The 13,981-nt window shown below is 62.2% G+C and carries 7 protein-coding genes; 1 reads left to right on the top strand and 6 read right to left on the bottom strand.

From position 1 onward, the window contains the following. Positions 1–196 precede the first annotated feature (196 nt). Positions 197–2,452, bottom strand: a complete 2,256-nt coding sequence (locus tag ACP7CZ_RS25485; protein ID WP_294195940.1) for an ATP-dependent DNA helicase — start codon at positions 2,450–2,452, stop codon at positions 197–199. Then, positions 2,449–4,095 (bottom strand): VRR-NUC domain-containing protein, encoded by a 1,647-nt coding sequence (locus ACP7CZ_RS25480; RefSeq protein ID WP_294195938.1) that lies wholly within the window; start codon positions 4,093–4,095, stop codon positions 2,449–2,451. The genes ACP7CZ_RS25485 and ACP7CZ_RS25480 overlap by 4 nt, the downstream gene beginning before the upstream one ends. 189 nt (positions 4,096–4,284) lie before the next feature. Here ACP7CZ_RS25480 and ACP7CZ_RS25475 point away from each other — a divergent pair, with 189 nt between their 5' ends. Beyond that, positions 4,285–4,509, top strand: coding sequence for a YgdI/YgdR family lipoprotein (locus tag ACP7CZ_RS25475; RefSeq protein ID WP_003191162.1), 225 nt, complete (start codon positions 4,285–4,287; stop codon positions 4,507–4,509). Between the two features lie 121 nt (positions 4,510–4,630). On the opposite strand, the gene ACP7CZ_RS25470 is transcribed toward ACP7CZ_RS25475, so the two are convergent. The 4 genes from ACP7CZ_RS25470 to ACP7CZ_RS25455 form a co-directional block, all read right to left on the bottom strand. After that, the gene (locus ACP7CZ_RS25470; protein ID WP_294195932.1) at positions 4,631–6,055 is read right to left on the bottom strand and encodes a polyurethane esterase; all 1,425 of its coding nucleotides are present in this window, start codon (positions 6,053–6,055) and stop codon (positions 4,631–4,633) included. A 192-nt stretch (positions 6,056–6,247) separates the two neighbouring features. Next, entirely contained in the window at positions 6,248–9,355 is a 3,108-nt protein-coding gene (locus tag ACP7CZ_RS25465; RefSeq protein ID WP_294195930.1) for an autotransporter serine protease, read from the bottom strand. Between the two features lie 185 nt (positions 9,356–9,540). Then, on the bottom strand, positions 9,541–12,498 hold the full coding sequence (locus ACP7CZ_RS25460) for an autotransporter serine protease (RefSeq protein ID WP_181125249.1): 2,958 nt from the start codon (positions 12,496–12,498) through the stop codon (positions 9,541–9,543). Between the two features lie 142 nt (positions 12,499–12,640). After that, the gene (locus tag ACP7CZ_RS25455; RefSeq protein WP_294195925.1) at positions 12,641–13,981 is read right to left on the bottom strand and encodes a TolC family outer membrane protein; all 1,341 of its coding nucleotides are present in this window, start codon (positions 13,979–13,981) and stop codon (positions 12,641–12,643) included.

Raw genomic sequence — 13,981 nt, 5'->3', positions numbered from 1 at the left:
GGCGTGCCTACTGTCAGAATTAACAGGTAGTGCAGGATGCACCTGGATCGGTACCTGTTAATTCTGACAGTAGCCAATGCCCGGATTCAGGCGTTTGATAGCGCCAACAGCACACTTCGTAATTACGTGATTTCGACCAGTTTCACTCGGGCGGGCGCCGTAGACTTGAATGAGTGATTGCGCAGGGTGTGAACCATTATTTAAGTGTCCACCATTTGGGCAACAACTGCCGCACCCGCTGCTCCCCAAACCGGTCATCAATCAACATCACCACCCCCCGATCCTGTTGGCTGCGAATCACCCTCCCCGCCGCCTGCACGACTTTTTGAATACCCGGGTACAGATACGTGTAGTCGTACCCCGCGCCAAAAATTGCGCCCATGCGCTGTTTCATCTGCTCGTTCACCGGGTTGAGCTGGGGCAGGCCCAGGGTGGCGATAAACGCGCCGATCAAGCGCGCGCCGGGCAAGTCGATGCCTTCGCCGAATGCTCCGCCCAGTACCGCAAAGCCGATGCCCTGGCTGTGCGGGGTGAACTGGTCGAGAAAGGCCTGGCGCTCGGCCTCGACCATGCCCCGCGATTGCAGCCACAGCGCAATCTGTGGGTGTCGCTCAGCCAGTAGCTGCGCGACCTGTTGCAGGTAATCGAAGCTGGAGAAAAACGCCAGATAGTTACCCGGTTGCGCGGCGAACTGCTGGGCGATCAATGCCACGATGGGTTCCAGCGATGCCTGGCGATGCACGAACCGCGTGGAGATCCGCTCAACGATGCTCACCTGCAACTGCTCGGCCTTGAACGGTGATTCAACGTCGACCCAGGCGGTGTCCGCTGGCAGGCCCAGCAAATCGGCGTAATAGTGCCGTGGGCTCAAGGTCGCGGAAAACAACACGCTGCTGCGCGCAGCGGTCAGCCTGGGCCGGATGAACTCGGCCGGTACCACGTTGCGCAGGCACAGGGTCGAGCTGCTGCGCTTGGCGGTGAACGAGCGCTTAGTGATATCGAAAATAAAGTGCTCGTTAAACAGCTCCGCCACTTTGGCCCATTGCAGCGCGTCGAAGTAGAAGGCTTGCAGGTCACCGTTGAGGGCATCGGGGTGATAGTTGAAGTAATCGCCCATGGCGCTGGTGCACAGGCTCAGGGCCTGGAGCAGTTTGTCGGGTTTGGCGGCGTAGGCCTGATAAGGCGCCAGTTGATCCTTGTGCAACGCGTTCCACTCACGGTTGAGGCGCTGCAAGGTTTTTTTCAGCGCTTCGGGTGCGCTGTCGCGCACGGTCTTGAGGCTGTATTGATCCAGGCTGGCGCTGTACATCGAGCGGGCTCGCTCGACCAGGTTGTGGGCTTCATCCACCAGCACCGAGACCTGCCATTGGTTGAGCTGGGCGAGGCCGAACAGCATCGCGCCAAAGTCGAAGTAATAGTTGTAGTCGGCGACGATCAGGTCGCTCCAGCGCGCCATTTCCTGGCTCAAATAGTACGGGCAAACCTGATGAGCCAGCGCCACGTTGCGCAGGCTTTGCTGATCGAGCAGGCGCACCTGGGACGCGGCCTGGCGGGCGGCAGGCAGGCGGTCGTAAAAGCCCTTGGCCAACGGGCAGGAATCACCGTGGCAGGCTTTGTCCAGGTGTTCACACGCCTTGTCCCGGGCCACCAGTTCAAGCACACGCAGTGGCAGATCGGGACTGCTGTCGTACAACACCTGCGCAGCATCCAGGGCCAGCTTGCGCCCGGGCGTCTTGGCGGTGAGGAAGAACACCTTGTCCAGTTGCTGCGGCGCCAAGGCCTTGAGCTGCGGGAAGATAGTGCCGATGGTCTTGCCAATGCCGGTGGGCGCCTGGGCCATCAGGCACCGGCCGGTACACACCGCTTTGTAGACCGACTCGGCCAAGGTGCGCTGCCCGGTACGGAAGTCGGCATGGGGAAATGCCAGGCTCTGCGCGCCAGCGTTGCGTGCCGCGCGGTGCTGCATCTCCTGCCGGGCCCAGTCCAGGAACAGCGCGCATTGTTGGTTGAAGAACTGTTCAAGGTCTGGCGCATCGAATCGCTGGTTGAGCACGGTTTCGCCTTCGCCGACGATATCGAAGTACACCAGCGCCAGGTCGATCTCACTGAGCCCGAGCTTCTGGCACATCAGCCAGCCATACACTTTGACCTGGGCCCAGTGCAGTTGCCGATGGTTGGCGGGCTGGGCAGCGAGGTCGCCGCGGTAGGTCTTCACCTCTTCGAGGCGGTTGCTGTCCGGGTCATAGCCGTCCGCCCTGCCCCGTACTTTGAGTTGCTGGTACTCGCCTTCAAGCGCCACTTCATTCTGGTAGTGCGCATTGCGCCGTGACGCTACCGTGCGATGGCCGACGATGCCTTCCTGGGCACTGGGCGACGGCGTAAAGCGCAGGTCGAGGTCACCGACCTTGGCCGTGAACTCACACAACGCCCGCACGGCCACGCTGTAACTCAAGCGGGTTGCTCCGCCCAGCGCACGTAACAGACGGTGACTGGCATCTGGTGCTCGCCGCAGAATTGCAGCCAACGCAACTGGTTGTCTTGCAGACGGTCGCCGGGGCCTTTGACCTCGATCATGCGATAGGTATTTTGTGCGGGCCAGAACTGGATAAGGTCCGGCATCCCGGCCCGGTTGGCACGGATATCCTGCAACAGGCGCGTAAACCAATGGCGCAAGTGTTCGGCGGGCAGGCAGGCCAGGGCTTGCTCCAGCAGTTCTTCGCTGAGAAGGTTCCAGAACACAAAAGGCGACTGAATGCCCCATTTCTCTACATAGCGTTGGCGGATGCTAGCCTTGTAGCGGCCATCCTCCAGTTGTGCAAAGCACGCGGCAAACAAGGCTTCTCGGCGTTGATAAAAGTCCTCGCTGTGCAGGTCCGCTGGCCCGCGCTGGAACGGGTGGAAGAACGCCCCCGGCAGCGGGGCGAAAATCGCCTCCCAGCACAGCAAGCCGAACAGCGAATTGATCAGGCCATTCTCGACGTAATGCACAGGCGCATCCGGTTCGCTCAGGTGCGCCAGCACACTGGATTCCACCGACAGCAGCGGTTCCTGCATCAGTGCCAGGTCCAGGCGCGCCACCGCTTGGGGCTTGGCCCTGGGCAGCGCCGGCCCGCCAAGTTTGCGCCGCAGGCGCGGCACTACCCTTAGCAGTTGTTGGTGTTCAGCGGCGCTGTGTGGGGCCTGTTGTGCCTCGGTCGCCAGGGCCATGGCTTGGGCGTAATCCTCCTGGCGCTCCAGTACGCGAATCAGCCGCGCCCGGGCACCGGGGTGCGTGCAACCGCGGTAAATCTGTTCGGCCAGCGCCAGCTCGGCGCAGCGTTCGCAATACTGGCCAATCTGGAACAACAGCTTGGCGCGGCGCTTTTCCAGCCAGGGGTTGTCGGTACACAACGTGGCGACCTGCGCCAACACCGTATCCAGCGCTTCACCGGCTTCAAAGGCTTGCTGGCACTGGTGCAGGAACAGGAACCCATGCACGTCGTCCCGGCTGCGTAACCCACGCGACTCGGCGCAGAACTCGACTTTTTCATAGGTGTAGATGCCCAGATCTGCCAGCACGAATTCCGACCAGTCCTGGTGCAGATTGCCGAAGAACATCAGGCGCAGGCGATCACACAACTCCATTACCGTCAGGCTGTAGAGCGCGTCGTCCACGTCGGGGCACCACTGGGCAAAGCTGCGCGACTCGGTAAATTGCGCGGCCAAAGGCTCAAGCCAATCGGCCTTGTTGCCCTTGGGTTGATCGATCCAGGGCTTGAAGGCGCCGAGCAATTCACTCTTTTGCAGCAGCGCGAAGAGGGTGGCAAACGGCAGCGGGCTTTGATCCTCCACCCATCCCAGCTCACGCAATGGCCCCGCCGCCGCATGGGGGCAACCGATTTCCAGGTAATGGAGTTTAGTGGCGCGAAAATGCACGCCCTTGCGCATCACCATACGCACCAATAACGCCTGGGAGGCCTGGGGCAACCTGTCAAATTGCTGAATGAATTGCTGTTCGTGCGCATCGAGCAAATCGACGTAGCGTTGCCCCAACCAAACCAGCACTTGGCGGAAGTTATGCAGGTAATACAGGGGGTTTTCGAGGGGGTTGGCCATGGTGCAATGCAATCAAATACTGGTTATGCATACAGAGTGCCGGGGCAAAGCGGTTGTTGCAATCAGTAATAGATAAGTGGCGCCTGCAACTTTTTGCAAAAAAACAATCTGATGAGTGGGTTGATCGCGTAATATTTATGGCCCCGCAAGCAGACGCTGCGGGACTTTTCAGGGTTAAAGGTAAGGGTTATGAACATGAAGAATTTGGGTCTGCCACTGGTTGCACTCACTTTTCTGGTATTGGCCGGTTGCTCTACGCAAACCGTGGTGACCTTGCAGAACGGCACGCAGTATTTGACCAAGGACACGCCCAACGCCAAGACCGCCGACGGCTTCTACGAGTTCACCGATATTGCCGGCAAGCGTATTCGTATCAAGGCCGATGATGTGGCCACGGTGCGTAAGGAAAAGTGATCTTCTAGCAACACCCCATCAAATGTGGGAGCTGGCTTGCCTGCGATAGCGATTTGTCAGTCACCGCATGGCTGTCTCGACCGCCGCCATCGCAGGCAAGCCAGCTCCCACACCGAATACGTTAGCTGATGACTATCCCCTCCCCCGACAAACTGCTCACACCCACCAGCGTCACCGAATCCGTCCCAAAGCCAATGACGGTATCCCCGCCCACCACCTTGATGTGATCGCGGTAATCATTGCTGCCCGCCACGTCGTTGAACACCAGCTTGTCCGTCGCCTGGTAGCCGATCACCCGGTCATTGCCAAACTGCCCGCTGAACAAAAACGTGTTGTGCCCACTGCTGTCGCGGATGGTGTCATTGCCCTTGCCACCTTCGATAAAGTCCGCGCCCCTGCCGCCGTTGATCAAGTCGTCGCCGTCGCTGCCGATGATGAAGGTATTGCCCTTGTGCGCCTCGGCATTGCGGTTGAGGTCTTGCACCCAGGTGGTGGCCCGTGCCGGGTCGGACAGGTTGGCGACGATCACCGTGGAGTCGCGGGTCATCTGTTCGTAGAACCCCGAGTCGAGGATACGGGTCATGCCGTCACCGTAACCGGTGGGCAAGTGCGAAACCCAAGTGGGCAGGTTGAGGATGGAAAACGGCAGGACGTTCCACAGGGATGAGGCGTAGTGATCGTTGAAACTGACAATGTTGTCGGTGCTCGATTCGTGGGCCTTGTCGTGCACGCCCAGGGACGACAGGTTGAATGACGAGCCATCCAGGGCTCGGAATACTGGATCGTTTTCATAACCGACGTTAAGCACCTTGTCGCCGGCGCTCTGGGTCGGCGATGCGTAGGCCACGTAATTGGCGTCTTTATAGAACCCCGACCAGGTACTGTCGCTCAAGTCGGCCATGCTGTTGACCGCCAGGCCGCCCAGACTGTGGCCGCTGACCACTACGTCATTGCCGCCCAGGCCCTGGGCGCTGGCGAAGTCCGCCACGTTCTTGAGCAAGCCGCCAAAGGCTTCCCCCGCGTAGTTCTTGGCATAATCCTTGGGCCCGAAGGCGGCGAGCAGGTCGCTGATCACATCGCCGATGGAGTCAGTGATCACGCTTTCCCGAGGCCCTGAAGTGCCGCGGAAACTGATGCCGATTTCCAGCAGCTTGCCAGCGTCATCGTACTTGCCCAGCACCTCGGCCTGCGCCGTGCCGTAGCCGAATTTTTCGCCAAAGAAGGTGCCGCGCGCATCGACCTTGCCGCTATAGCCCAGGGTACTGGCGCTGATGGGCGTCCAGCCGGCTGCTTGCACCGCCTCAAGGGCGGCTTTTTCCGAGTCGGGGTTCCAGGGGATCCCGGGGATGACCCCTTGGGCATTGCTGCCGCCAATCAGGGCGCTGACCAGGGTGGCCGGTAACCCCAGCCCGAGGCCATTGTTCTGGTAGCCGACGGCAAAGCCGTTATCCAGGTTGTGGTAGGAATACAGCGTGATCGCCATGGCATCGGCGAACAACGCCTTGGAGTCCTCGGTACCGAGGTTTTTATAGTCAAAGATACCCATTGGTAGTGCCTCTCTGTTGTTGGATTTGTAGAGAAAGCCAAAACACCTGTTATCCGTTACCACCTGTAGGAGCGAGCTTGTGTGGCGAGGGAGCTTGCTCCCGCTGGGCTGCGCAGCGGCCCCAAAAACTTGCGGGCGCTGCGCACCCGAGCGGGAGCAAGCTCCCTCGCCACAACCAACTGCACCTGGCCTTTAGAACGCCCAATCCAGGCTCAAGCCGACACCGTGCACCTTCTCCTTGCTGGCCAGCAGGCCGTTGTAATCGAAGTTCACCCGCGCATCCTTGCTCAATGCCAGGCTGACCCGTGCCCCGACCAACGCCGCATCGCGCACCATCGGCGCACTTTCCACCGTGAACGAAGGGCCGCCCGAGGCAAACGCCAGGTGCTGTTCCGAATCGGTGCTGCTCAGGTTGTGCTGCCAGCCCAGGGTGCCGGAGACTTCCAGTTGCTGATGGTCGTTGATATTGAAGGTCTTCAAGGCCCGCATACCCAGGGTGCTGAGCACCAGGTCACGGCTGTCGTCGCCACTTCTCAGCGCGGCGGCGTCGCCCTTCTCTTTGAAGCTGTCAGTTGCCAGGTGCACGTAGGCCAGGTTGGCGAACGGCTCCAGGGCCAGTGGTTGCAGGTTGATGCGGTACGCCGCTTCCGTGAACACCTGGGTACTGTGGGCATCGACCTTGGCTTTTTGCTTGCCGCTGACATCGCCGTATTGCAGGTCGCGTTTGACATCGGCGCGGTGCCAGCTGTAGGTCGCGCCGCCACTCAGGCGCCAGGCGCCGATTTCATGCCCGGCATAGGCGCCGAAATGGTAGCTGTCGACCGAGGCGCGGCTGTGGGTGCCGCTGCCCATGTTCAACGACGTGTCGCTGTAACCGGCCACCAGGCCAATGCGTGTGGCCTCATTGACGGCGCCATCCACACCGGCGAGCATGCCGCCGATAGAGGTGGTGTAGCCCGCCGTGTCGTTGCGGCTGTCGGTCTTGCCCCATGCGCCCAATGCCTTGACCCACACGTTGCCACGGCTGTCGATGGCTTGGCTGGTAGCGCCCATCTCGCCATTGCGCAGACGCTCGCCCACCGCTTCGCGTACGTAGCGGCTGTCATTGACCAGTGCGGTTTCCAGCGCCGGGTAGACTTCCCCACTCAGTTGCTGAAACGCGCCCTGGGCCGAAGCGGCCGTGGGTGCCAGCAGCAGGCTTTCATACACACCGTTGCCCGCGCCCAATTGCTCGACGGCTGCGGCCACGGCGCGCTGGTTCGGCGTGGCGGCCACACTGGCGAAGCTGTTGGTGCGTGCCACATCCAGCTGCACGCCGTTGGCGGCATAGTTCAAGGTACCGCCGACAAACAGGTAGTTGGGAACCACTGCCGCGAAGCTGCCGGTGACGCCACCTGCCGCTTGCAGGATGTTGTATTGGCGGCCGATCAGGCTTTGGGCCTGGGGCGCGCTCAACAAGGTCGGGCTGTTTTCCAGGGCCAGGGTCACGGTGCCGCCGTTGAGGGTGGCCGTGCCGCCCGCGACGATACGATCGCTGCTGGTGGGCGACAGTTCTACCGCATAGGTCGAGCCCGGTTCAAAGTTGACGTTGCCCGCCACGTTCAAGGTGCCAATGGAATTGCCCGGTGCCACAGTACCGCCGCTTTTCGCGCTCAGCGAACCGATACGCCCCGAACCACCGACCACGCCGCTCTGGCTCACGGTGACGTCGGAGGTGACCGAACCGTTGATCGCCAGCAAGCCCTGGTTGACCAGCGTCGGCCCGCTGTAGGTGTTGGCGCCGGTGAGCACCAAGGTACCGATGCCCTGCTTGGTCAGGCCGCCATGGCCCGAGATGTCGTTGCTCCACACATCGCGCCCGCAGTGCAGGTCATCGCACACACGCTGGGTGGGTTTGCCGGCATCCACCACCGCGCCGACGCCCGGCAGGTCCGCCACGAACTGGCCGCTGCCGTAGGCGCCGTCGATACGGAACTCGGCCGGGATATCCTCGGCGGTGATAAACATCCCTGGGCCGTTGACCGCCTTGCCCAGGTTGATCATGCCCCAGCCATAGAGGGAGTCGATGCCCGGCGCGCCGAGGTCGGTGGCGGTGGTCTTGAGCACGGTGGAGATCTGGTCGCCGCTCATGTACTGGAAGCGTTCCATCAGCACCGCTGCGCTGCCGGCTACGTGAGGCGCGGCCATGGATGTGCCGTTGAAGTTGGCGTAGTCGTTGGTGAGGTTGTCCAGGTTGGTGCCGTTGATGATCGAGCTGTAGATCTTGGTGCCGGGCGCCGATACGCAAAAGCTCGCCGCATAGCCACAGCGCGACGAGAAGGTGCTGATCACATAGGGGTTGGCACTTGCGGTGTCCGGGTTTTGCTGCAACGCGGCCACCGACAGCCAGTTGGGGGCAATCTCCGGCACAAAGTACGCCAGTCCGGAAATGGCATCCGGGTTGTTACGGTTGTAGTCATTACCCGCGGCGAAGATGGTCAGCACACCGCTGCGGGCCGCATCGATGGCGCCTTGATAAGCCCCCCCTGCGATTGTGCCGAGGATCGGTCGAATGGTGTTGAATTGCGCCTGGGCTTCGTTGACGGTGAAATTGGGAAACGCCGGATCGCGCCCGCCCTTGGCGTACTGATCACCGATGCCGATACCCCAGCTGTTGTTGATGATGCGAGCGCCGCTGGCAACCAACGCATCCCAACCGGCTTTGTACACCGCGCCATCGTTGCCCAGGATAATTCCGTCTTCCGGGCCCGGGTCACCGTTTTCGGCACTGATGATTTGCGCATTGAACGCCACGCCATGCATCGGCCCGCCATCGCGGTTACCCGCAGCAATCCCGCCGACATGCGTGCCGTGGTTGCCCAGCTTGCCATTGGAGCCCAGGGACGGAGTGCCGTCGTAACGGAATGCATCTCCGGCCTTCACCGGGATATACGGGTCGGTGTATTGGCGGATGCCCTCGGTGACAATGGTCACCACTTTGTTGGGGCTGGCGAATTCCGGATGTGGCGCATACACCGGCTGGTCGAAGATCCCCAGCTTGACGCCCTTGCCGGTATAGCCGGCCGCATAGGCGGTGTCGGCGTGCACGGCGCCCAGGCCCCAGTCGGCCTTGAACTCATTGCTGCGCCAGCTGGCGGCGTCGCCCAGTTTGCCGGTTTCCACATAGGGTGCGGCCTGGGCGGTCCCCAGGCTTGCCAGGCAACACAGCAACGCGCCGTATGGCACGCAGCTCAGCGCCTTGAGCGGATAGCCCGGGGCTGTGTGGATGGCGGTAGTTAACCCTGACTTGCGTTTTTTCACGGTGACCTTCCTTAGTTTTCTTATTGCACGTGTGTAAATCACTTTCTCCAGAACACCGCCGCTGATCGTTCCCATGCTCCGCGTGGGAATGCGGCCCCGGACGCTCTGCGTCCCAAAGCGTGACGCGGAGCGTCACAAGAGGCGTTACCACGCGGAGCGTGGGAACGATCAGGTTCGCGGTGTCTTCAGAACTGCCAGTTCAGGCTCAAACCCACGCCCTGGGTTTTCGCGCGCCCACCCAATTGGCCGTTGTAATCCAGGTTGACCCGTGTCGATGCATTCAGCGCCAGGCTGGCCTGCACGCCCACCAGGGCGGCATCGCGCAGCAACGGTGCACTGCGCACCGCAAATGAAGGCCCGCCGGCGACAAACGCCAGGTGCTCCTCTGACTCCACCGCCGTCAGGCTGTGTTGCCAGCCCAACGAACCGGACAGGTCCAGTTGCTGGTGGTCATTGAGGGTCAGGGTTTTCAGGGCGCGTACACCGAGGGTGCTGAGCACCGCATCACGCCGGTCGCTGCCGCGTTCCAGGGCAGCGGCGTCGCCTTTTTCGTGGAAGGACTCGCTGTTCAGATGCACATAGGCCAGGTTGGCGAACGGCTCCAGGGCCACCGCCTGCAGGCGGATGCGGTACGCGGCTTCGGTGAAGACCTGCGCCGTGGTCGCGTCCAGCTTGGTTTTTTGCTTGCCGCTGACATCACCCCATTGCAGGTCGCGCTTCACGTCGCCGCGATGCCAGCTGTAGGCACCGCCGACGCTCAGGCGCCAGTCACCCAGCTCGCGCCCGGCGTACGCGCCAAAGTGGTAGCTGTCGATGGACGCCGATGAATGGGTACCGCTGCCCATGTTCAAGGAACTGTCGCTGTAACCGGCAACCACACCTACGCGGGTCTGCTCATCCAGCGCGCCATCCACGCCCGCCAACAGGCCACCGATGGAGGTGGTGGAACCCGCCGTTTCAGTGCGGCTGTCGGTCTTGCCCCAGGCGCCCAGCGCCTTGAACCACAGGTTGCTTTCACCGGTCACTGGCACATGGCGCAGGCGCTCGCCCACGGCATTACGCAGTTGCAGGCTGTCGTTGATCAGCATCGCACCCACGGCGGGGTAGATTTCCCCGGACAGTTGCTGCAAACCCTGCTGGGCGGTGGCGACTGACTGCGACTGCAGCAGGCTTTCAAACACTGGGTTGCCAGCGCCCAATTGCTCGGCCGCCGCCGCAACGTTGCGCTGGTTGCGGGTGGCGCCGACGCTGGCGAAGCTGGCGCCATTGCGCCCAACATTCAGTTGCACCGCATTGGCGGCGTAGTCAAGGGTGCCACCGAGGAACAGGTAGTTGGGCAGCACTTGCCCGAACTGGCCCTGGATACCGCCCGCCGCCTCGAGAATCGAGTACTGCCGGCCAATCAGGCTTTGGGCCTGGCTCTGGCTGAGCAAGGTCGGGCTGTTTTCCAGCGCCAGCGTGACCGTGCCGCCGCCCAGAACCGCCTGGCCGCCGGCAACAATGCGGTCACTGCTGGTGGGCGTCAGCTCCACGGCATAGGTAGAGCCGGCGCCGAGGTTTACGTCCCCTGCCACTTGCAAGGTGCCCACGGAATTGCCCGGGGCCACACGGCCGCCGTTGTTTACAGACAACGCGGCAATACGCCCGGAACCGCCGAGGGTGCCGCTGTCATTCACCGTCACAGCCGAAGCCAGCGAGCCATTGACGGCCAGCAGACCGCCGTTGACGAGGGTCGCGCCGCGATAGGTGCTGTCGCCGCTGAGCACCAGGCTACCGGCACCGGCCTTGACCAGGCTGCCCTCGTACACGCGGTTGGCGGCGGCCTGGTCGCGGGCGTTGCCGATGGCGTAGTCGGTCTGGTCCTGCTGGCTGGCAGTCGCGCCGACGCCGTTTTGCCAGCCCTTGTCGATCAGGGTTTGCTGCCAGGCAGTGTGTTCGGCGCGGTCCTCGGCCTGGCGCTGAAGCAGCGCCTGGTCGGAGATGCCATTGCTCCACACATCGCCCTGCCCGGCGGCCAGGTTCACCTCCATAGGCCCGAGCAATTGCCCCGGGCCATGCATCGCCCGGCCCAGGTCAGGCACACCCCAGCCGACAATCGCATTGGGCGCTTGGGTGATCGAGCCGTCGAGCTGCGTGGCGGTGGTCAGCAGCACCTGCAAGGCTTGCTCGTTGGTCATGTAGGGATAACGTTCCATCACCAGCGCCAACGCGCCGGTGGCATGGGGCGCTGCCATCGAGGTGCCGGACTTGACCCCGTAACCACCGTCAGGAATGGTGCTGTTGATCAGCGCGCCGGGGGTAGAAATACACCAGTACTTGGCAATGCCGCACTTGTTGTATTTCTGGTTATTGGCCTTGTCCAGCCCAGACACGGCAAGCCAGTGGCCTTCCAGTTCCGGCTGGAAATACGGCAAGGCCGAGCGCACGCTCGCGTTGGCATAGCCGCTGTTGCCGGCGCTGAACACATTGATCACGCCAGCCTTGGCCACGTCCGCTGCCGCGTCCAGCCAGGTGCCACGGTTGTAATGCTGGGCATACGCCGCGTGCATGTTGTCCAGGGTCTGGTAGCTGACGTCCTTGGGCTGGCTGCCCCAGCTGTTGTTGATGGCGCGCACGCCGGAGTCCACCAAAGCGGTGTACACGGTCTTGAAGTATTTGGGGTCAGGGGTGGGGCCGAACAGGAAGCTGTCGTTGGCGTTGGTGTTGCCCACAAAAACTTGCGCGTTGTAGGCCACGCCATGCATGCCCACGCCGTCGCGGGCGGCGCCCATGGTGCCGGTGACGTGGGTGCCGTGGGAATCATTGTTCGGGTTGAGCGCGCCCGTGGTGCTGAAGGCGCTGCCATCGACATAGGTGCCAGTGGCGGTGACCGGGTGGAAACGGTCTTTGGAGGCTTCGGGGTGATTGGCATCGAACCCTGAGTCCAGCGCGCCGATTTTCACGCCTTGGCCGCTGATCCCGGCGGCGTAGGCTTCATCGGCTTTCATGCGGCCCAGGCCCCAGTCGCTCTGGTACTCGGCCGAGCGCCAACTGGCGGGGTTACCCGGCTGGCCGGTCTCGGTGTATTGCGCCTGTGCCGCAACGGACAGCAAGAGCAAGGAACCTGCGGTGAAGGGTTTGAAACGCGGTGAATCGGTGATCATGTGCACACTCCCTATTATTGTTATTCCCTGCCCTGTGGCGAGGGAGCTTGCTCCCGCTGGAGTGCGAAGCGCTCCCTAAAAAAGCCGGCTCCAGCTTCGCTGTCGAGCGGGAGCAAGCGCCCTCGCCACAAAACACGCGCTCCTACAGTTTTCCATCCGGGCCGAAGGCTTCGTCCACTTTGGCCAAGTCGGTATCGCGCAAGTTGCCCGCGTAGTAGTGCAATTTGGTCCAGGCCATCAAGTAGTCATAACGTGCCTGGGCCAGGTCGCGGCGGGTGCTGTACAACTGCTGTTCGGCGTTCAGTGCGTCGAGGTTGACGCGCTCGCCGCCGAGAATGCTTTGCTTGGTCGACACCACCAGCGCCTCCGCGGATGCCAGCGCTTTCTGATAGGCGCGCAACTTGCTCACGCCTGACAAGCACGCGCTGAACTGGCGACGCAGTTCGATCAGGGTTTCGCGGGTCTTGCCCTCCAGCTCGTACTCGGCCTGCTCCATCGCACGGCTGGCCTGGCGGGTGGAAGCCGAGATACCGCCACCGGCATACAGCGGCATGCTTACTTCGACGCCGATGGTGTTGGTGTCGTAGCGCTGGTTATAAGTGTTGCCGCTGTCGGACTCCTGCTTGCGCGAGGTGGCATACGCGGTGATTCGCGGCAAATGCCCGGCGCGGTTGCGTTCCACTTCATAGCGCGCCACTTCCAGGGACTGGCGTTGCGACGCCAGCACAGGGTTGTTGGTCAGCGCCAACTCATGCCAGGTGTCGTAGTTGGCCGGGGTCAGGGTGAACGCGGCAAAGCTCTGGTTCAGCGGTGCCAGGTCGTTGATGTTGACGCTTTGCACGCCGATCAACGCGCCCAGCTCCCGGAGCGAGGCGTCCTGCTCATCCAGGGCCTGGATCTCTTCGGCGGTGGCCAGCTCATAGCGGGACTCGGCTTCAAGGATATCGGTGCGAGTGCCCTCGCCTTGCTGGAACAGATGCCGGTTCTGCTGGAACTGTTGTTCGAACGCCTTCTTCTTGGCCCTGGCGATGTCGATCTGGTCCTGGGCAAACAACGCCTGGGTGTAATAGCTCAACACCCGCACCAGCAACGCCTGGCTCTTGTCGCGAAAGCTTTCATCGGCAAACAGCGCCTGGGCTACGCCCTTGCGGTAGTTGGCATAGGCTTCGTAGTCGAACAGCGGCTGTTGCAGGCTGAAGGTGGAGCCGTAGCTGTTGTAGTTGCGGTCGTCGCGGTAACTGCCGCCGCGCCCGTCAGGCAGGTGCGCTTCGGAGTTGTTGCGGCCCTTGTTGTAGTTGTAGGACAACCGCGGCAGCAAGCCGGCGCGGCCAATGGTACGGTTTTCCAGGCCGGCGTCGCGCTCCTTGATGGCGCCCAGGAACACCGGGTCGTTGCGCAGCGCCTGCTCGTACACATCGAAGGGCCCCATCGCGGCCTGGGCACTGCTACACACCAGCAACAGCGAAATGAACACTGGCTTCAT

It is taken from the genome of Pseudomonas sp. DWP2-2 (genome assembly GCF_049897065.1).
GTDB classification, from domain to species: domain Bacteria; phylum Pseudomonadota; class Gammaproteobacteria; order Pseudomonadales; family Pseudomonadaceae; genus Aquipseudomonas; species Aquipseudomonas paracarnis.
The sequence above is the reverse complement of the archived record's forward strand: the minus strand, read 5'-3'. Positions and strand labels throughout refer to the sequence as shown.